Consider the following 18682-nt stretch of genomic DNA (forward strand, 5'->3'; position numbering starts at 1 on the left):
CCCGCACTCCCGCACTCCCGCACGAGAGGCTCACCGATGATCACTCGCCGAAGCACGCTCGGACTGCTCGCCGCCGCAACCGCCCTGCCCTCCCTGGCCGCCTGCGGACCCAACGCCTCCCCCGGGGCGGACGCCGAGGACACCCGGTTGCGGTTCTCCTGGTGGGGGAACCCCGAACGCGCCGCCACCACCGGGGCCGTGATCGATCTCTTCGTCCGGAAGCACCCCGAGATCGAGATCGACACCGAGCCCGGAGACATCTCCGGGTACTTCGACAAGCTGGCCACCTCCGTCGCCGCCGGGGACGAGCCCGACGTGATGACCATGGGCGGGGCCTATCCCGCGGAGTACGCGGCGCGCGACGTGCTCCTGGACCTCGGCGAGGTCGAGGACGTCCTCGACCTGAGCACGATGGACGAGGCCGCCCGCACCAACGGGCAGGTCGACGGGGTCCAGATCGCCGTGACGACGGGGATCAACGCCCCCGGGATGATCGTGAACCGGGCGGTGCTGGAGGCCGCGGGCGTCGAGCTGCCGGACACCGAGACGTGGACCTGGGACGACTTCGCCGAGGCGGCGGCTGCGGTGAGCGAGAGCTCCCCCGAGGGGACCTACGGCTCCGGCACGGTGTTCTCCCACGACTCGATCGATCTGTGGGCCCGCCAGAACGGCCAGATCCTCTACACCGAGGAGGGCGAGATCGGCGTGGACGCCGCGACCGTGGAGTCCTTCTTCGCGTTCTCGAAGAGCCTCGTGGACAGCGGTGCCTCCCCCGGAGCGGATCAGCTGGTCGAGCTGACGGACGTCGGCCCCGAGCAGACTCTCGTGGGCCGCGGCCTCGCCGCCTTCATGCTCACCTGGTCCAGCTCGCTGACCGCGCTGTCCGAGGCCGCGGGCGCCGACCTCGAGATCGTCAAGGTCCCCGGCGAATCGCAGGAGACCGGGGTGTGGCTGCAGTCCTCCCAGCTCTACACCATCTCCGCCCGCACCGCCGCTCCCGAGATCGCCGCGACCTTCGTCGACTTCCTGATCAACGACCCCGAGGCCGGGACGCTGATCCTCACCGACCGCGGCGTCCCCGCGGTCGAGGAGGTGCGGCAGGCGATCCTGCCCGAGCTGTCCGGGACCGCGCAGCGCGAGGTCGAGTACATCTCCGCCCTGGGCGAGCAGGAGCTCAAGCCCACCTGGATCGGGCCGGCCGGCTCCACCGCGGTCGAGGAGATCACCCCTCGCCACCAGAACGACGTCCTGTTCGGGAACGCGACGGCGGAGCAGGCCGCGCGGTCCTGGCACGACGAGGCCGTCGCCGCCGTCGCCGGATGAGCACCCGATGAGCACCCGATGAGCACGAGCATCGATGTCCGCACCGTCGTCTCACGCCACTCCCCACGGCTGAGCGGCGACGACGACGTGATCCTCTCCGTGGGCAACGGAGGGTTCGCCGCAGGCGTGGACCGCACCGGGACCCAGACCTTCTGCGGGCCGGGCAGCAGCGAGACCAGGGTCAACACGCTCGCCGAGTGGGGGTGGCACACGATGCCCGATCCGCCGGCCGCGCCGTGGGAGTCCCTGCCGCGCCCCTACGACTCCCCGCGCGGCCGGGCCCTGCACATGGACCTCGAGGAGGGCACCGAGAACCCGGGGCCCACCGCGGCCTGGTTCCGGGAGAATCCGCACAAGCTCTCCCTGCTCCGCTTCGCGCTGTCCGATCCGGCGAGGGGCGCGAGCCCGCGTCCCGAGGAGATCACGGACGCCGACCAGCAGCTGGACCTGTGGACTGGCACGGTCCGTTCGACGTTCCGGTACCGCGGGACCCGCTGCACCGTGAGCACCACCTCGGACCCGACCCTCGACGCGCTCGCTCTGCGGATCGACGCTCCCGGCCTGGAGCTGGTGCTGGACTTCCCCTACGGGTCACGGGGCTGGGACCTCGCGGCCGACTGGACGCGCCCGTCGGACCACAGCACGTCGACGCAGGGGAATCGGATCCGTCGCCAGGTCGATGACCTCGAGTACGACGTCCTCGTCCACGGCGCCCGGCCGATGCCTGCCGACGGGCAGACGGTGCGCCTGGAGCCGGACCCCGGACGCGGTGCTCTCGACGTGGTCCTCGAGCTCCTCCCCCGCGCGTCCCGCGCCGCTCCCCCGGCAGCGACGGCCCGGGGCCGACTGCCGGAGCCGACCGGTCCCGCGGTGCGCGAGAGGGCGGCACGCTTCTGGGCGGAGCACTGGGAGACGACCGGCGTCCTGGATCTGGGCGCGGCGGACGACCCCCGGGCCGAGGAGATCGAGCGGAGGGCGGTGCTGTCCCGCTACCTCCAGCGGGTCCATGCCGCCGGGGAGCTCCCGCCGGCGGAGACCGGTCTGCTCGCGAACTCGTGGCACGGCAAGTTCCATCTCGAGATGCACTGGTGGCATGCGGCCCACTTCGCCCTCTGGGGCGATGCGCCCTCGCTGCGCCGCAGCCTGTCCTTCTACGCCACGGCGCTGCCCGTCGCGCAGGAGACGGCCCGACGGCAGGGATGCCGCGGGGCGCGCTGGCCCAAGCAGATCGGCCCCGACCTGCGAGAGTCCCCGAGCGACATCGGGCCGTTCCTGCTGTGGCAGCAGCCCCACCCGATCCACCTCGCCGAGCTCGTGCGCCGCGCCGATCCCGCCTCCGGCGCCGATCCGATGCTGCAGGAGCTGGTCGAGCAGACGGCGCTGTGCCTGCAGGACCTGCTGCGGCCGGACGGGAAGCGCCTCGGCCTGGGGCCGCCGCTGATCGGCGCCCAGGAGCGGCACGTCCCGGAGCGGCGGCATCTGCGGGACCCTGCGTTCGAGCTCGCCTACACGGCGTGGGCGCTGCGGGTGGCCGACGGCTGGCGCCACCGGCGCGGGGCGCGGGATGCCGGGGAGCTCACCGCGATCGCCGAGCGGATCCACTCCCCGCTGGGCGCCGACGGCAGGCTCACGACCTTCCGGGCGGGACCGGCGATGAACAGGTCCGATCATCCCTCGCATCTGCTGGCCCACGGCATGGTGCCGCCCACCGGGACGATCCCCGACGAGGCGGCCGGGGCCGCGCTCGAGGACGCGCTGGCGGACTGGGACTGGGACTCCACCTGGGGCTGGGACTGCCCGGCGCTGGCGATGACGGCGGCTCGTCTGCGACGTCCGCAGGATGCGGTGGACGCCCTGCTGCTGCCGACGGTGAAGAACCGCTGCGACCGCGCCGGGCACTTCCCCCAGCGCCCCGGACTGCCCGCCTACCTGCCGGCCAACGGCGGCACCCTCGTGGCGCTGGCGCTGATGGCGGCCGGGTGGGACGACGGCCCGGACTCCCCCGGCCTGCCGGCGCGCTGGGGAGCCCGTCACGAGAGGATCCTGCCGCTGCCCGCCCGCTGACCCGCGACGGCGGAGACGGTCGCCCGCGACGCCCGGGCCCCAGCGCCTACGCTCGAGGGATGAGCCGCGCGCACCGCTCCGACACCGAACCGGACGCTCCCGTCCCGGGCACGGCGGGCCCCGCCGCCGACGTCGGCCGCTGGTTCTCCACCGCCGCCCGCGCACCGCTGGACGGCCCCGGTCCCACCCGCGGCGGGCCGCGCCTGCCCGCCTGGGGGCCGATGGAGGGGGCGCAGTACGGCCTGCGGAGCGTCCCGGACGAGATCGACGCAGGGTTCGCGCTGCTGCGCGGACGCCCGGTCGCGGTGCTCACCGGTGCCGGCATGTCCACGGGCTCCGGGCTGCCGGACTACCGAGGTCGCGATGCGGTGCCGCGCTCCCCCATGACCTACCAGGAGTTCATGCGCCACGACCTCGCACGGCGCCGCTACTGGGCACGCTCCACGGTGGGCTGGGAGCAGTTCCGCAGCGCCCGTCCCGGCGCGACCCATCGACTGCTCGCGGCGCTCGACCCGACACCCCTCCCCCTCACCGCGGTGATCACCCAGAACGTGGACGGGCTGCATGCGGCCGCGGGCTCGGATCCGGTGGTCGACCTGCACGGACGTCTGGACCGGGTGCGCTGCCAGCAGTGCGATGCGCTCTCCGCGCGCACCGCTCTCCATCAGCGGATGCTCTCGATGAACCCCGAGCTCGCCGCGCGCCTGCCGGAGCTCGCCGCCGATGCGGCCCAGGCCCCGGACGGCGACGCCGAGGTGGATCGCACCAGCACCTTCCGCTATCCGCCGTGCGCCCTGTGCGGCGGGATCCTCAAGCCGGACGTGGTGTCCTTCGGGGAGTCCGCCCGGCCCGAGGTGGTCGCCGCGGCCTTCGCGGCGCTGGAGGCCGCCGAGGCGCTGCTGGTGCTCGGCTCGAGCCTCACGGTGCAGTCCGGGCTGCGCTTCGTGCGCGCCGCCGGGAAGTCGGGCAAGGACGTCGTGATCCTCAACGACGGACCCACCCGCGCCGACCCCGAGGCGACGCTGCGGCTGCACGGTCGGCTCGAGGACGTCCTGGCACGGTGGTCGGCCCTCGCCGGCTGAGGCCGGCTCCGGCAGCGGCTCAGGGCTGCGAGGAGTCCGCCGACCAGGCCGCATAGCCGCCCTGGAGATGACGCAGGTGCCCTTCGCGCCCGCTCCAGGCCGGTCGCAGCCTCTCCAGGGCCTGGGCGGAGCGCACCCCGCCCTGGCAGAACAGCACCACCTCGCCCCCGCCGACGCCGCCGGGCAGCGCCTCCGCGCCGCGGTCCAGGACCTCCCCGAGCGGGATCGGGTGCGCACCGTCGATCGTGCCCGCGGCGGTCTCCCACGGCTCGCGCACGTCCACGAGGGTCACGCCGCCGTCCAGCAGCCGGCGCAGCGCCGGGACGTCGAGGGTCTCCTCCTGCGTCGGACCGCCGCTCCGGCAGGACGGGTCCGCGGCGGCGGGCACCTCGACGCGCGTGGCCGGGGCCCGGTCCGGATCCCGCGCGATGCGCAGTGAGCGGGTGGAGCTGGTCGCCTCGTCCCAGAGCATGAGCGTGCCCACCAGCGGCCGGCCCGTCCCGGTGACCAGCTGGACCACCTGGGAGGCCATGACCGTGCCGATCATCCCGGGCAGGGTGCCGATCACCCCGGCTTCGGCGCACGAGGGCGCCTCGCCCGGTGCCGGCGGCTCCGGGAACACGTCGCGGTAGTGGGCGCTGCGACCGGGCCAGAACACGCTGACCTGACCGTGGTGGCGCAGGACCGCACCCCAGACCACGGGCACGCCCGTGATCTCGCTGGCATCGGCCACGAGGTAGCGGGTGGCGAAGTTGTCGGAGCCGTCCAGCACCACGTCGTGGCCGCGCACGAGCTCGACGACGTTCTCCGCGTCCAGGCGCGTCCGATGGGTCTCGACCGAGACCTCCGGATTGATCCGGCGCACCGCGTCGGCGGCGGAGTCGACCTTGGGGGTGCCGAGACCCTCGGTGCCGTGGATGACCTGGCGGTGGAGGTTGGAGAGGTCCACGACGTCGTCGTCCACGACGGCGAGGGTGCCGATGCCGGCGCCGGCGAGGTACTGCAGCGCGGGGGTGCCCAGGCCGCCGGCGCCGACCACGAGGACGCGGGCGGCGCGCAGGCGCCGTTGGCCGAGGGTGCCGATCGCGGCGAGGGTGATCTGGCGGCGGTAGCGGTCGATCTGGTCGGGGCGCAGCTCCGGCCCGGGCTCGACCAGCGGGGGGTGGGTCACCACGACTCGGCCTCCCGTCCGCCGCTCTCTCCGCGCTCGACGGGGTCGATGAGCCCGTCGGGGGCCGAGGAGGCCAGGGCGAGGCGGCGGCGCGGGATGCGACCGGCCCCCGCGGCCGCGCGCCCGGCGCGCACGGCCAGGTCCATGGCGCGGGCCATGTCCTCGGGCTCGCGGGCACGGGTGACGGCGCTGGCCACGAGCACGGCGGAGCAGCCCAGCTCCATGGCGAGCGCGGCGTCGGAGGCGGTTCCGACCCCGGCGTCGAGGACGACGGGCACCCCGGCCCGCTCGCAGATCATCTCGATGTTGTGGGGGTTGAGGATCCCCAGTCCGGTGCCGATGGGGCTGCCGAGCGGCATCACCGCGGCGGCGCCGGCGTCCTCGAGCCGGCGGGCGAGCGCGGGGTCGTCGCTCGTGTACGGGAGCACGGTGAAGCCGCGCCGCACGAGCTCCTCGGTGGCCTCGAGCAGTTCCACCCCGTCGGGAAGGAGGGTCTCCTCGTCGGCGATGACCTCGAGCTTGACCCAGTCGGTCTCGAGCGCCTCGCGGGCGAGCTCGGCGGTCAGCACCGCGTCACGCACGCTGTAGCAGCCGGCGGTGTTCGGGAGCACGTCGATGCCCAGACGGCGCACCAGCTCGAACACCGAGCCGCGGGTCTGCGTCGAGTAGCGGCGCATGGCGACCGTGGTCAGAGCGGTGCCGGAGGCGATCAGGGCCCGCTCGAGGGCGGCGAGGTCCCGGGCTCCGCCCGTTCCCATGATCAGCCGGGAGGCGAAGGCCCGGCCGGCGACGACCAGCGGGTCGCCCGCAGGAGAGGGAGCCCCAGGAGAGGGAGCCGCGGGAGCGCGATCGGTGGTGGTCATGCTCAGCCTCCCTGGACGGCGGTGACGATCTCGCAGCGCGCACCGTCGGTGAGAGCGGTGGCGGCCCAGCGGCTGCGGGGGACGACGGCGTCGTCGACGGCGACGGCGACGCCGAGCGATCCGCCGTCGGCGGCGCGACCGTCCTCGCCGACCTCCTGGCCGACCTGATCGGCGACGAGATCGCGCACGGTCCACGCGGCGGGGACCGCGCGCTCCTCGGCGTTGACGGTGAGAGCAAGGGTGCTGGTCATCGGGCCTCCTCGAAGACAGGGGCGCCGGTCGGAGCGGCGCCGGGGGTGAAGCGGTCGGGGCGCACGGCGTGCAGGTGCTCGGCCGTGCGGGAGTCCGGGGGGACTGCGTCGATCAGATCGGCGGTGCGCTGCGCGGCCCAGGCGGCCAGCAGGATCCCGTGGCGGTGGTAGCCGGTGGAGACGATCACGTGCTCGGCTCCGGGGACCGGGCCGAGCAGCGGGAGGTCGTCGGGCGTGCCGGGGCGGTCGCGGGTGGTGACCTCGAGCAGCTCGGTCTCGCGCACGGCGGGCAGGATCTCCGCGGCGTCCTGGAGCAGCTGCAGCACCCCGCCGGCGGAGGTGCCCGCGAGGTCGTCCTCGCGGCTGGTGGCGCCGAGCACGAGGGTGCGGTCGTCGCGGGGGACGAGATAGACGGGACGGCCCCGCACGAGGGCGCGCACGGTGCGTCCGACGAGGTTCTCCTCCCCCGGCAGGAGCAGCGACTGCGGGACCCGCAGGCGCAGGATGTCGCCGTGGACGGGGCGCAGGGAGAGGTCGAGCGCGCGATGGGGTCCGTCGATCGCCGGGACGCCGAGCCCGGCGGCGAGGACCACGGCGTCGGCCTCGATCCCCGCGCAGTCGGTGACCGCGCCCCGCCGGATCTCGACGGGCGGTCCGGCTCCGGGCACGGAGCGGGCCGAGCGCGGCGCGGGGTCCGAGGGCCCCGTCGCCCCGAGGGCGTCGAGGACGCTCGCCGCGAGCCGTCGCGGGTCGACCTGGTGATCGCGCTCGAGGAGCACGCCGCCGGCGAGCCCGCGCAGCAGCGCCCCCTCCTCGCGGTGCAGCGCGGCGCCCGTGAGCTCCCGCACCTCGGCCCCGGTCGCGCGCTGGACGGCGCCCAGGGCGCGCAGGTCCGCGAGATCCGCGGCGTCCCGGCCGACGACGAGGGTGGAGGCGTCGCGGTACCCGGCGCCGGGGAGCTCCGCGGCGAGCTCGCGGTGCAGCTCCCCGGCCGCGCGCATGATGTCCCACAGCGGCCCCTGGCCGTGCTGGATCTCGGCGGCGGGGGCGAGCATCCCGGCGGCGGCGAAGCTCGCCCCCTCGGCGATCCCCTGCGAGCGCAGCTCCACCCGGTGCCCGCGGCGGCGCAGCTCGTACGCGGTGAGCAGGCCCACGATGCCCGCTCCGATGACGACGACGTGCTGCATGAGCGCTCTCCTCCTGACGACGGCATGATCCGCATCCAGTGCTGGTGGTCGGCGCTGCGCGCCCTCTCAGCCCGGCACCCCGGGCTCCCACGGAAGGTCTCGAGTCTATGCCGTCGAACGCCTCCCGCGCAGAGAGGTCACCCGGGCGCTCCCCCGCCGGTGATCAGGACGGTGGCGAGGGCGCGCAGGTCCTCGGCGTCCACGGCGCGGAACTCCAGCTGCGGGTCGTCCGCGCCGGGATCGAGGGCCTCCATCGTCAGCACCCCCTCCGGTGTCGCGTACACGCTGGCCTGCTGCACCGTCCCGTCGGCCGTGCGGACCACGGTCAGCACGGTGAGCGCGCGGGTCAGGGCGAGCTGCTGGGCGATCGCGCTGCTCGCGAGAGCGGAGGAACGCACCCGCAGCGGCTCGCCCGACCGGGTGGTCGTGCCCTCGGGGTCCAGCAGGTGCACCAGCCGGGCGACGGCCTGCTCCCGCCGCAGCGGGGTGAAGCGGTGGATGCCGAGGGGTGTCACCTCCTCCTCGAGCACCCCGTCGTCGTGCACACAGTGGTGCAGGCGCTGCACCTGGGGGCCCTGGGCGGTCTGCACGGTGCGCTCGGCGGTGAGGAAGAGGGTCGCGGTGCGCCGCAGCACCAGGCAGCCGGCGAGCTCGGGGTCCGCTCGCCACTGCGCCCGTCCGCTCTCCGGGTCGACGGTCTCGCGGACCTGACCGGCGGCGATGAGCGCCCGCAGCCCGACCCCGGCCGCGAAGCTCCGCCGGTCGGGGTGCTCGTCGAGCCAGGGCGTCGCCGTGAACTGGCGCCGCTCGTAGCCGTCGAGCGCGGCGAGCTGCTCGTCGGTGAGGGCGAGCAGCAGCTCCGCGTCGCCCTGCTCGGACCGCTGCAGCACCTCGGCCGCCGCGGAGACGTCCGACGAGGAGAAGCGGATCGGGGCCGCAGGATCGCTCGATCCCAGACCCGCCGGGAGGTCGGGGACCGCCCCCGGCGTGGTGGGGGACGGATCCTGGGTGGCGCCGACGGGCCGGTCGGCGGGGTTCTGGCTCATGATTCGACACTATCGGCCTCCGGAGGGCCGACAATGGACATGCCCCGCCGCCCCGCGTGAAGGAGAGGATCCCCGATGACCGCCCAGCTCACGCCGCTCGACCTCAACGCCGACCTCGGGGAGGGCTACGGCGCCTGGTCGATGGGGGACGACGCCGCGATGCTCGACGTGGTCACCACCGCGAACATCGCCTGCGGCGGGCACGCCGGGGACCCGGGGACCATGCGGGCGGCGACCCGTGCGGCCCGCGCCCGGGACGTCGCGATCACCGCGCACGTCGCCTATCCGGATCTGGGCGGCTTCGGCCGGCGCTTCCTCGACGTCTCTCCCGCCGACCTCACCGATCTGCTGATCGTGCAGGTGGGGGCGCTGCAGGCGATGGCCGGGGCCGAGCGGGCGCAGGTGCGCGGGGTGAAGCCGCACGGCGCCCTCTACAACGCCCTGGCCCATCACGAGGCCCAGGCGGCCGCCGTGGTGCAGGCGCTGCAGGAGCTCGGCGGCGAGCTGCCGCTGGTCGCCGCGCCCGGCGCCGTCGTGGTCGACGTCGCGCGGAGGGCCGGGATCGAGGTGGTGCTCGAAGGGTTCGCGGATCGCGCCTATCTCCCCGACGGCACCCTGACGCCGCGCGCTCTGCCCGGCGCCGTGCTCACCGATCCCGCGGCGGTCGCCGAGCAGGCCCTGTCGATCGCCACCGAGCAGCGGGTGCGCGCGGCCGACGGGAGCCGGGTCGAGCTGCCGGTCCGCTCCCTCTGCCTGCACGGCGACACCCCCGGCGCGGTGGAGCTCGCCCGGGCGGTGCGCGCCGGCCTGGAGTCGGCGGGCGTGCGGCTCGAGGCGGCGCTGTGAGCGGGAACGGCGAGGTCGCGCGGCCGACGAGCACGATCCCCGACACCCTCGACCCCCCGCTGGCCGTGCATCGCGCCGGCGAGACCGCGCTGCTGGCCGAGTACCCGGACACCGCCGCGGTGCTCGCCGTCGCGGCCGCGGTGCAGGCCCTGTCCCCGGAGCACCTGGTGGACCTGGTCCCGGCCGAGCGCACCCTGCTGCTCGCCGGCACCGCCCCGCAGGACCTGCAGGACTTCACCGCGCTGCTGCGCGAGCTGCCCGTCCCGGACCGGCAGGACTCTCCGGGCGAGGAGGTCACCGTCGACGTGGTCTACGACGGCGAGGACCTGGACGTGGTCGCCGCTCTGCTCGGGATGGGGACGGACGCGCTGATCGACGCCCATTCCGCGGCGCGCTGGACGGCGGCCTTCGGCGGCTTCGCCCCCGGCTTCGCGTATCTGCTCGCCGAGGACTCCGCGGCCCCCGTCGGCCCGCCCTGGGACGTGCCCCGCCGCGGCGAGCCGCGCACCGCCGTGCCGGCCGGCGCCGTCGGCCTCGCCTCCCGGTACTGCGGCATCTACCCTCGCCCGTCCCCCGGCGGCTGGCAGCTCATCGGCCGCAGCGACGCCGTGCTGTTCGACGTGGACCGGGAGGCCCCGGCCCTGCTCGCCCCCGGCACCCGGGTGCGCTTCGCCCCGCAGCGGCCGACGGCACGGGCCGCCGCACCCACCACCGCGCTCTCCCGCGCCGCCCGCGGCGCCGCCGCCGTGCCCGGTCGTCTGGGGCGCCGTCGGCCCCGGTCCGCGCAGCCCGTGCCCGGCAGCCCGGTGCTCGAGGTGCTCTCGCCCGGGCCCCGGTCCGTGGTGGAGGACGACGGCCGTCCCGGCCGCGCCGCCATCGGCGTGAGCCGCTCCGGCGCCTTCGACCGCGGCGCGATGCTGCGTGCGAACCTCGCCGTCGGCAATCCCGCGCGCTCCGCGGTGCTGGAGACGGCGATCGGGCCGCTGCGGCTGCGCGCCATGGCGCCGACGGTGGTCGCGGTCTCCGGTGCCCGGGCCCCGCTGGTCGTGCACCGCCACGACGAGGACGGTCGTGACCTCGAGCTCGATGCCGCCGAGGCCCGGGAGCGGCCGATCGCCCTCGATGCCGGGGATCTCCTCGACGCGGGACCGGCGACGCAGGGCCTGCACCTGGTGCTCGCGATCCGCGGCGGGATCCGCGGGGTGCGAGCGGCCGACGGGACGGGACCGGCGCCGGACGCCCGAGTCCCCGGTCCCGGCGCCGGGACCGGCTCCGCACCCGCCGACGTCGGGCCGTCGGACGGGCACCAGGGCGGGCCCGTGCTCGGCGCCCTGTCCCGCGACACCCTGGCCGCGCTCGGGCCCGCGCCGCTCCGGACCGGGGACGTGCTGCTGGCCGGCCCGAGCGACGGGCTGGACGCCGTCCCCGCCGCCGTCGCGCCCGCCGACTCCCCGGGCGACTCGGACGCGGGCGTGCCCGTCCCCCCGACGGCACCGACGGCAGGGCCGGCAGCGACGGCGGGGCCGGCAGGGTCGGCGCCCGCTCTCGAGCTCCCGGTGATCCTGGGCCCGCGCGAGGAGCTGCTCGGCACCGAGGCGGTGGATGCGCTGCTGGCCACGACCTGGACCGTGCGGTCGGACTCGGACCGCGTCGGGGTGCGCCTGGAGGGGCAGGCGCTGCCGGTGCCCGCGGAGACCGGCTCGCTGCCGAGCGAGCCGATGGTGCCGGGCGCGATCCAGGTCCCGCCCTCGGGGCTGCCCGTCGTCTTCGGACCGGACCATCCCACCACCGGCGGCTACCCGGTGATCGCCGTGCTCACGCGGGCGGGGACGGACCTGCTGGCCCAGGCACGGCCCGGAACGGCCCTGCGCTTCCTCGCGGAGGGGTGACACGATGGGGTCATGCCGCGACTGCTCCCGGACCCCGCCTACTTCGCCTCGCTCCCCAAGGCGATCACCTCCGGTGCCGTGATCCTGCGCGACGAGGACGGCCGCTTCGTCATCGAGAAGCCGAACTACCGGCCCCACTGGCTGCTGCCCGGCGGCGGAGTGGACGCCGGGGAGGATGCCCGTGCCTGCGCTCAGCGGGAGGTGCAGGAGGAGCTCGGCCTGGACGTCGAGGTGGGGCGCCTGCTGGCGGTCGACTGGTTGCCCTCGAGCGCGGTGCGCAGCGCGCCGATGGGCGTGCACTTCGTCTTCGACGCCGGCATGATCCCGCGGGCCCAGCTCGAGGGATCGGTGGTGGCGCAGGTCGAGGAGCTCGACGACTGGGCGCTGATCGAGGAGTCGGACGCCGAGCTCCTCTCTCCCTGGGGTGCCTCGCGGGCGCGCCGCGCCCTCGCCGTGCTGCGGGGTGAGGCCGAGGTGGACCTGTTCTGCCACCCTCCCCGCTGATCCGCACCGGGTCGCGGGCAGCTGACGCCCTCCGAGGGCTGCGGGGTTCCGACGACTGCAACACTTCTGAGACCTCCGACTTTTTCTCATACTGACCGGGAGTGGGAGTGTCGTCGCCCCGGCGCCCACCCGGAGCAGTGTGATCCACGCCTCGGGCCCCGCGCGTCCCGTGCGACATGATGTGCCCACCCGTCCCCACGTCCGCCCCCGTCCCCACGTCCGCCCCCGTTCCCTTCCCCTCCCGGAGATGAGAATGCACCCCACACCCACCGCGGCGTCGGCCCACACGGCCGACGGCCCGCTGACCAGGTCGCAGCGACTGGACCGTCTGCCCTTCACCCGCAAGCACGGCAAGCTGCTGGGCGCTTCCGGCATCGGCTGGGCGCTCGACGCGATGGACGTGGGCCTGATCTCCTTCGTGATCGCCGCGCTGAGCGTGCACTGGGAGCTGAGCAAGGGCGACGGCTCGCTCATCGCCTCGGCCGGCTTCGCCGGGATGGCGATCGGGGCGAGCGTGGGAGGCCTGCTCGCCGACCGCATCGGCCGCCGCTCGGTCTTCGCCCTCACGCTGCTGGTCTACGGCCTGGCCACCGGCGCCTCCGCACTCGCGATGGGCGTGGGCGCGCTGATCGTCCTGCGCTTCGTCGTCGGCCTCGGGCTCGGTGCCGAGCTCCCGGTCGCCTCGACCCTCATGAGCGAGTTCGCCCCGGCCCGCATCCGCGGCCGAGTGGTCGTGTGGCTCGAGGCGTTCTGGGCGCTGGGCTGGATCCTCGCCGCCGTGATCGGCACCTTCGTGGCCGCCTCGGGGCCGACCGGGTGGCGCTGGGCGCTCGCGATCGGCCTGGTCCCCGCGGCCTACTCGCTGGTGATCCGGCTCGGGATGCCGGAGTCGGTGCGGTTCCTGGAGAAGAAGGGACGCACCGAGGAGGCCGAGCGCGTGGTGCGCGAGCTCGAGGCCTCCGCCGGGATCGACGCCCCGGCGGACGACTCCCGTGCCGGCTCCGAGCCGGTCACGAGCGGGGCCGGCGCCTCCGACGCGTCCGCGCCGTCCGACGCGCCGGTCGCCACGTCCCGCGTCGCGGCCGACGAGGTGGGCGCGATCCCCGTGGCGGACGAGGTCGAGGCCACCGGCGGGATCTGGTCCTCAGCCCTGCGGACCCGCACCGCCGGGCTCTGGGCGGTGTGGTTCTGCATCAACCTGTCCTACTACGGCGCCTTCATCTGGATCCCGACGCTGCTGGTGGACCGCGGATTCGACCTCACCCGCTCCTTCACCTTCACGCTCATCATCACGCTCGCCCAGATCCCCGGCTACGCCGCCGCGGCGTGGCTGATCGAGGTGCTCGGGCGGCGCTGGACGCTGACGGTCTTCCTCGCGGGCTCCGCACTCTCCGCCGTGGGCTTCGGCATGGCGGACTCCGAGGCGACGATCCTCGCCGCGGGCTGCCTCCTGAGCTTCTTCAACCTCGGTGCCTGGGGCGCCCTGTACGCGATCGGCCCGGAGCTGTACCCCACCGCGGTGCGCGGCACGGGCACCGGTGCGGCCGCCGCCTTCGGCCGCCTCGCCTCGATCATCGCTCCGTTCCTGGTGCCGGCGCTCGTGGTGGCCGGCGGCCAGTGGCTGGCCTTCGGCGTGTTCGCCCTGTCCTTCGCCCTCGCGGCCGCGGCCGCGTTCACCCTGCCCGAGCAGCGGGGGAAGGCCCTCGCGGAATAGCCCCGGCCGTGCCGTCGCGCGGCGGTCAGGCCTGCTCGAGCGAGCCGTCGTAGGCGCAGATCGCGTCGACCTTGGCCGCGGAGGAGGAGGCGGGGTCGAACTCGAGGTCCAGCCACACCTTGACCAGCTCCTGCGCGAGCTCGAGCCCGACGACCCGCTCTCCCATGCACAGCACCTGCGCGTTGTTGGAGAGCACCGAGCGCTGCACGGAGTACAGGTCGTGGGCGGTCACGGCGCGGACGCCGGGGACCTTGTTGGCCGCGATCGCGACGCCCAGGCCGGTGCCGCAGATCAGCAGCGCGCGGTCCGCCTCGCCCGCCGCGATCCGCTCGGCGGCCTCGACCGCGACGTTCGGGTAGTAGGTGCCGTCCTCGCGGCCGGTCACGCCGACGTCGAGGACCGCGTCGACCCGCGGGTCGCTCTCGAGCAGCTCCTTCAGCGCGCTCTTGTGGCCGTAGCCGGCGTTGTCGGATCCGGTGACGATCTTCCAGCCCATGGGGGGCCTCCTTCGTGTCGTGGGGGTCGCGCGGCGAGAGCGGCGCAGTGGTCGGTGGGGCGGGAGAGCGGACGTGCCCGGCCCCGCGGGTGCCTCAGTCGGCGAAGGCCTCGCCGAGCAGGGTGACGATCTTCGCGAAGGAGATCGCGCCCGGGTCCGGGGTGCCCACGGACTTGTCGCCGTGGTTGCGGGCACGGCCCATGCTGGCGGCGATCTCGGAGGTGGCCTCGGCCGCCTCGGTGGCGCGGGCCGCGGCCGTGGTGATCACGCGGCCCAGCGGCTCCTCGCCGCCGGAGGCCTGGGCGAGGGCGATCGCCTCGCGGAAGGGCACGGCGGCGTCGACCATCGTCTTGTCACCGGGCTTCGCACGCCCCAGCCGCTCGACGGCCTCGACCGCCTGGACCAGACCGGTGAGGAGCTGATCGGCGCTCACCGCGGAGTCGTCGGAGAAGGCGCTGCCCATGCTGGTCAGCGCCGCTCCCCAGAGCGCCCCGGAGGTGCCGCCGGCCTCGGCGGACCACGCGGCGCCGGCCTGGACGAGCACGGTGCGGGCGCCGCTGCCGGCCTCGACGGCGCGGTGGGCGGCCTCGTCGGCGGCACGGGAGCCGAGCACCATGCCCTGGCCGTGGTCGCCGTCGCCGGCGACCTGATCCATCCGTCCCAGCTCGGGCTCGAGCTCCACCAGCAGCGCCGCGACGTCGCCGAGGAGGCCGCCGATGCGCTGGGCGGAGCCGCGGGACTCCTCGCTCGCCTCGGGGATCGGGTCCTCGCCGGGGGTGTAGATCTCGCCGCGCTCGTCGCCGAGGTCACCGGCCACGGTGCCGCCGCGGCGGAAGGCGGGGGTGTCGGCCGGGGCCAGCCACAGCTGTTCGAGCTCCTCGTCCAGCCGCATCACGGTGAGCGAGAGGCCGGCCATGTCGAGGCTGGTCACGTGCTCGCCGACCTCGGGGCGCACGACGGTCAGGCCCGCCTCCTCGAGCAGCTGCGCGGCGTGCTTCCACACCACGAACATCTCCTCGTACTTCACGGTGCCCAGGCCGTTGAGGATCACCGCGACCCGGTCCGAGTCCAGCTCGGGGGTCTCCTTCAGCACTCCGTCGACCAGGACCTTCGCGAGCTCGGAGGCGCTCGGCATGTCGACCTCGTCGATCCCGGGCTCGCCGTGGATGCCCAGGCCGATCGCCATCCTCCCGTCGGGGACGTGGAAGAGGGCGTCGTCGGCCCCGGGGAGCTCGCAGCCGTCGAAGGCCACGCCGAGGGAGCGGGTGGCGTCGTTCGCCTTCCACGCCAGGCGCTCCGCCTCGTCGATGTCGGCGCCGGCCTGGATCGCGGCGCCGGCGATCTTGAACACCGGCAGGTCGCCGGCGATGCCGCGGCGGTCGCGGTGCTCGCCCGTCCGCCCGGAGGCGACGTCGTCGCTCACGGCGACGATCCGCACGTCGATGCCCTCGGCGCGCAGCTTCTCGGCGGCGACGCCGAAGTGGAGCACGTCGCCCGCGTAGTGGCCGAAGCCGAGGATCACGCCGCCGCCGCGCTCCGCGTTGCGGGCCACCGAGTACACCTGGTCGGAGGACGGCGAGGAGAAGATGTTGCCGCAGGGGGCGCCGTGGGCGAAGCCGGGGCCCACCCAGCCGGCGAAGGCCGGGTAGTGCCCGGAGCCGCCGCCGACGACGAGGGCCGGCCGGCCCTCGGGCGTGGCCCGCTTGCGCACCACACCTCCGTGCACGCGCAGGAGCTCCTCGGGATGGGCTGCCACCAGGCCCTCGACGGCGTCGGAGGGGAAGGTCTTCGGATCGTCGAACAGATAGGTCACGGCACTCTCTTCTCAGGTGTCGGCGGAGGGGCGGTCAGGCGGCGGTGTAGCCGCCGTCGATCGAGAGGATCGACCCGGTGACGAAGGTGCTGGCGTCGGAGGCGAGGTAGACGGCGGCACCGCCGAGCTCGTGCGGCTCGCCCGGACGACTCATCGGGGTCATCATGTTCCACTGATCGATCTGCGGTCCACCCTCCTCGTAGAACCCGCGGGTCAGCTCGGTGCGCATGTAGCCGGGGGCGATCGCGTTCACGCGCACCCCGCGCTCGGCCCATTCGAGGGCGGCGGAGCGGGTGAGGTTGTGGACGGCGGCCTTGGAGGCGTTGTAGGAGGCCTGCGTCTGCGGGACGTTGGCGATGATCCCGCTCATGGACCCGGTGTTGATGATCGAGCCGCGTCCGCGCTCGAGCATCTTCCGCCCGACGGCGGAGAGCACGTGGTAGACGCCGTCGAGGTTCAGCGACATGACCGCGCGCCACTTCTCCCCGTCGCCGTCCTCGAGGGGGTGGTGGATGGTGCGCCCGGCGTTGTTCAGCAGGATCTCGATCCCGCCGACCTCCTCGTCGATCTCGGCGACGACCGTCTCCACCAGCTCCTGGTCGGTGACGTCGAGGTGGCGGTAGGAGACGTCCACCCCGGTGTCGGCGGCGAGCTGCGCGGCGGCCTTCTCACCGGCCTCGTCGTCGATGTCCGCGAGGACGATCGGGGCGCCGTGCTGGGCCAGGGCGGTCGCCATCGCGAGGCCCAGGCCCTTCGCGCCGCCGGTGACGAGGGCGGTGCGGCCGGTGAGGTCGAAGAGGGGCGAGATCGGCTGTGCCATGTCGGGACTCCTTGGTGGTGTGCGGGTGATGCGCGGCGGGCGGCGGGGGCCGGCGGATCGGCCCCCGCCGATCCGCTCAGGCCTCGGCGGCCGGGATGTCCTTCTTCCCGATGCGGGGCTGGTCGACCTTGAGCACGAAGGTCATGAGGAACGCGCAGAGGTACAGGGCGACGAAGGCCCAGACCACGCCGACGTCCCCACCCCAGGGGCGGACCACGGCGACCACGGCGGAGCCGAGGAAGGTCGCCCCGCCGGCGGCGGTGGTGTACATGGCCATGGCGGCGCCCTTGTGGTCGGGGGCGAGCGCGGGCATGATCGCGCCCAGCGGCACGAAGCCGGCCAGCAGGATGCCGAAGACCGTGCCCGCGATGACGGCGACCACGAAGCCCCAGTCGGAGCCGGCCGGCACCCAGTGCGGCACGTACCACCACAGCAGCAGGCCGATCGCGGAGCCGACGATGCCGAACCAGCGCACCGTGGTGGTCCAGCCGATGCGGTCGCCGAGTGCGCCGAAGAAGGCGTTGAACAGGATGTTGCCGGCGAAGATGACGGAGGTCATCAGCAGCCAGCGGGACTGGCCCCAGCCCAGGGTGTCGGCGATGACGGTGGGCAGGATGATGAACATGCCGAACTGCGGGGCGGTGTTGATCAGCCGGGTGAGGAAGCCGGCCAGCACGCGCTTGTTCTGCCAGGAGAGCACCACACCGGAGAAGATGACCCGCGCGGAGCTCTCGCCGGCCGGCGCCAGGCGTCGGCCGCCGTGCTCCTCGCGCACGCCGAGCCAGGCGATCAGGAAGCCGCCCACCACGATCGCGGTGGAGGCGACCATGGCCCAGCGCTCTCCGAGCGGACCACCGCCGAAGGCGGGGATCATGCCGATGGCCACCAGGGAGCCGATGGTGGGCATGCCACCGGTGAACATGACGTAGAACCAGCCCACGGCCGTGCCGTTGCGCTCCTTGGGCACCACGGCGTTGACCCACACCAGGAAGGAGAAGGCGAACAGCGGGAAGCCGAAGCCGCGGATCGTGTAGGCGGCGAAGATCAGCACTGCCGACTCGGTCGCGAGCGCCCCGATGAAGGCGGCCTGGAAGACCACCCAGATGACGACGCCCAGCAGCATGACCCTCCGCGGGCCCCAGAGGTCCGAGAGGGCGCCGGCGAGGTAGGAGCCGACCAGGGCGCTCAGGGAGTAGAGGGTGATGGCCGTGGCGGCGAGGTTGATCATCTCGTCGCCGCCGCCGAAGACGTTGGCCATGTGCGGGGAGACGAAGTTCGTCTCGACGCCGTTGCCGGTCATGAAGATCAGGACGCCGAGGAACCCCCAGCGCAGGGCATGCGGGATGCCGATCCGGTCGAAGCGGGTCTCCTGGGCGGAGCCCGCGGGAGGGACCGCTTCTTCGACTGTCTGCGACGCCGAGGTCATACAGAACACTCCTTCGTGTGGCTGCGGTCGGGGAGCCGACCATCGTGCACGACCGGACGCTCGTCGAGTCGGGCGCGGTCGGGGTGACCTTAGGACGAACGGAGAACAATCGTCAAGCACAAATGTTCTGGGGTTCACGGTTCGTGCCGTCCGTCACGTCGCATCGGCTCCCCGGGGACGGCGCGAG

At 74.5% G+C, this 18682-nt stretch carries 16 protein-coding genes and 1 riboswitch; of the genes, 7 read left to right on the forward strand and 9 right to left on the reverse strand.

The annotated features are described in order from the left end of the window. Positions 1 to 36 precede the first annotated feature (36 nt). From ACT3SP_RS00175 to ACT3SP_RS00185, 3 genes are read left to right on the forward strand one after another with little or no spacing between them, the layout of a single operon-like run. Entirely contained in the window at positions 37 to 1323 is a 1287-nt protein-coding gene (locus tag ACT3SP_RS00175) for an ABC transporter substrate-binding protein (protein ID WP_444585205.1), read from the forward strand. Between the two features lie 18 nt (positions 1324 to 1341). Further along, the gene (locus tag ACT3SP_RS00180; protein ID WP_444585206.1) at positions 1342 to 3387 is read left to right on the forward strand and encodes a hypothetical protein; all 2046 of its coding nucleotides are present in this window, start codon (positions 1342 to 1344) and stop codon (positions 3385 to 3387) included. Between the two features lie 59 nt (positions 3388 to 3446). Next, positions 3447 to 4469, forward strand: coding sequence for a Sir2 family NAD-dependent protein deacetylase (locus tag ACT3SP_RS00185; protein WP_444585207.1), 1023 nt, complete (start codon positions 3447 to 3449; stop codon positions 4467 to 4469). A 19-nt stretch (positions 4470 to 4488) separates the two neighbouring features. Here ACT3SP_RS00185 and moeB read toward each other — a convergent pair whose 3' ends face one another. The 5 genes from moeB to ACT3SP_RS00210 all read right to left on the reverse strand — a co-directional run bounded on the left by moeB (position 4489) and on the right by ACT3SP_RS00210 (position 8987). Further along, positions 4489 to 5640: a molybdopterin-synthase adenylyltransferase MoeB gene (gene moeB, locus ACT3SP_RS00190; RefSeq protein WP_444585208.1), complete on the reverse strand. Its 1152-nt coding sequence runs from the start codon at positions 5638 to 5640 to the stop codon at positions 4489 to 4491. Then, positions 5637 to 6503, reverse strand: a complete 867-nt coding sequence (locus ACT3SP_RS00195) for a thiazole synthase (RefSeq protein ID WP_444585209.1) — start codon at positions 6501 to 6503, stop codon at positions 5637 to 5639. Before ACT3SP_RS00195 ends, moeB begins: the two co-directional genes overlap by 4 nt. Before the next feature lie 2 nt (positions 6504 to 6505). Beyond that, a complete protein-coding gene (gene thiS / locus ACT3SP_RS00200; RefSeq protein WP_444585210.1) occupies positions 6506 to 6754 on the reverse strand; it encodes a sulfur carrier protein ThiS in 249 nt (82 codons plus the stop codon). Further along, positions 6751 to 7941: a glycine oxidase ThiO gene (thiO, locus tag ACT3SP_RS00205; protein WP_444585211.1), complete on the reverse strand. Its 1191-nt coding sequence runs from the start codon at positions 7939 to 7941 to the stop codon at positions 6751 to 6753. Before thiO ends, thiS begins: the two co-directional genes overlap by 4 nt. Further along, positions 7936 to 8042: riboswitch (TPP riboswitch) on the reverse strand. It overlaps the preceding gene by 6 nt. A gap of 36 nt (positions 8043 to 8078) precedes the next feature. Further along, positions 8079 to 8987 carry a hypothetical protein gene (locus ACT3SP_RS00210; RefSeq protein WP_444585212.1) on the reverse strand — a complete coding sequence of 303 codons (909 nt, stop codon included), beginning with the start codon at positions 8985 to 8987 and terminating at the stop codon, positions 8079 to 8081. Positions 8988 to 9062: 75 nt separating this feature from the next. Between ACT3SP_RS00210 and ACT3SP_RS00215 the strand changes: the two genes are divergently transcribed. The 4 genes from ACT3SP_RS00215 (at position 9063) to ACT3SP_RS00230 (ending at position 13940) form a co-directional block, all read left to right on the forward strand. Continuing rightward, complete coding sequence (locus ACT3SP_RS00215; protein ID WP_444585213.1) at positions 9063 to 9833, forward strand: LamB/YcsF family protein; 771 nt, start codon at positions 9063 to 9065, stop codon at positions 9831 to 9833. Beyond that, entirely contained in the window at positions 9830 to 11722 is a 1893-nt protein-coding gene (locus ACT3SP_RS00220) for a carboxyltransferase domain-containing protein (RefSeq protein ID WP_444585214.1), read from the forward strand. Before ACT3SP_RS00215 ends, ACT3SP_RS00220 begins: the two co-directional genes overlap by 4 nt. Before the next feature lie 12 nt (positions 11723 to 11734). Then, positions 11735 to 12226 (forward strand): NUDIX domain-containing protein, encoded by a 492-nt coding sequence (locus tag ACT3SP_RS00225; RefSeq protein WP_444585215.1) that lies wholly within the window; start codon positions 11735 to 11737, stop codon positions 12224 to 12226. 247 nt (positions 12227 to 12473) lie between these two features. Continuing rightward, complete coding sequence (locus ACT3SP_RS00230) at positions 12474 to 13940, forward strand: MFS transporter (protein ID WP_444585216.1); 1467 nt, start codon at positions 12474 to 12476, stop codon at positions 13938 to 13940. 25 nt (positions 13941 to 13965) lie between these two features. Here the strand turns inward: ACT3SP_RS00230 and ACT3SP_RS00235 are convergent, their stop codons facing one another. The 4 genes from ACT3SP_RS00235 to ACT3SP_RS00250 all read right to left on the reverse strand — a co-directional run bounded on the left by ACT3SP_RS00235 (position 13966) and on the right by ACT3SP_RS00250 (position 18495). Further along, positions 13966 to 14436 (reverse strand): ribose-5-phosphate isomerase, encoded by a 471-nt coding sequence (locus tag ACT3SP_RS00235; RefSeq protein ID WP_444585217.1) that lies wholly within the window; start codon positions 14434 to 14436, stop codon positions 13966 to 13968. Positions 14437 to 14530: 94 nt separating this feature from the next. Further along, entirely contained in the window at positions 14531 to 16249 is a 1719-nt protein-coding gene (locus ACT3SP_RS00240; RefSeq protein ID WP_444585218.1) for a dihydroxyacetone kinase family protein, read from the reverse strand. A gap of 34 nt (positions 16250 to 16283) precedes the next feature. Next, positions 16284 to 17069, reverse strand: a complete 786-nt coding sequence (locus ACT3SP_RS00245) for an SDR family oxidoreductase (RefSeq protein ID WP_444585219.1) — start codon at positions 17067 to 17069, stop codon at positions 16284 to 16286. A gap of 76 nt (positions 17070 to 17145) precedes the next feature. After that, positions 17146 to 18495, reverse strand: coding sequence for an MFS transporter (locus ACT3SP_RS00250; protein WP_444585220.1), 1350 nt, complete (start codon positions 18493 to 18495; stop codon positions 17146 to 17148). Positions 18496 to 18682: the final 187 nt, after the last annotated feature.

Origin of the sequence: Brachybacterium sp. AOP43-C2-M15 (assembly GCF_052446295.1) — a bacterium.
Lineage (GTDB): Bacteria > Actinomycetota > Actinomycetes > Actinomycetales > Dermabacteraceae > Brachybacterium.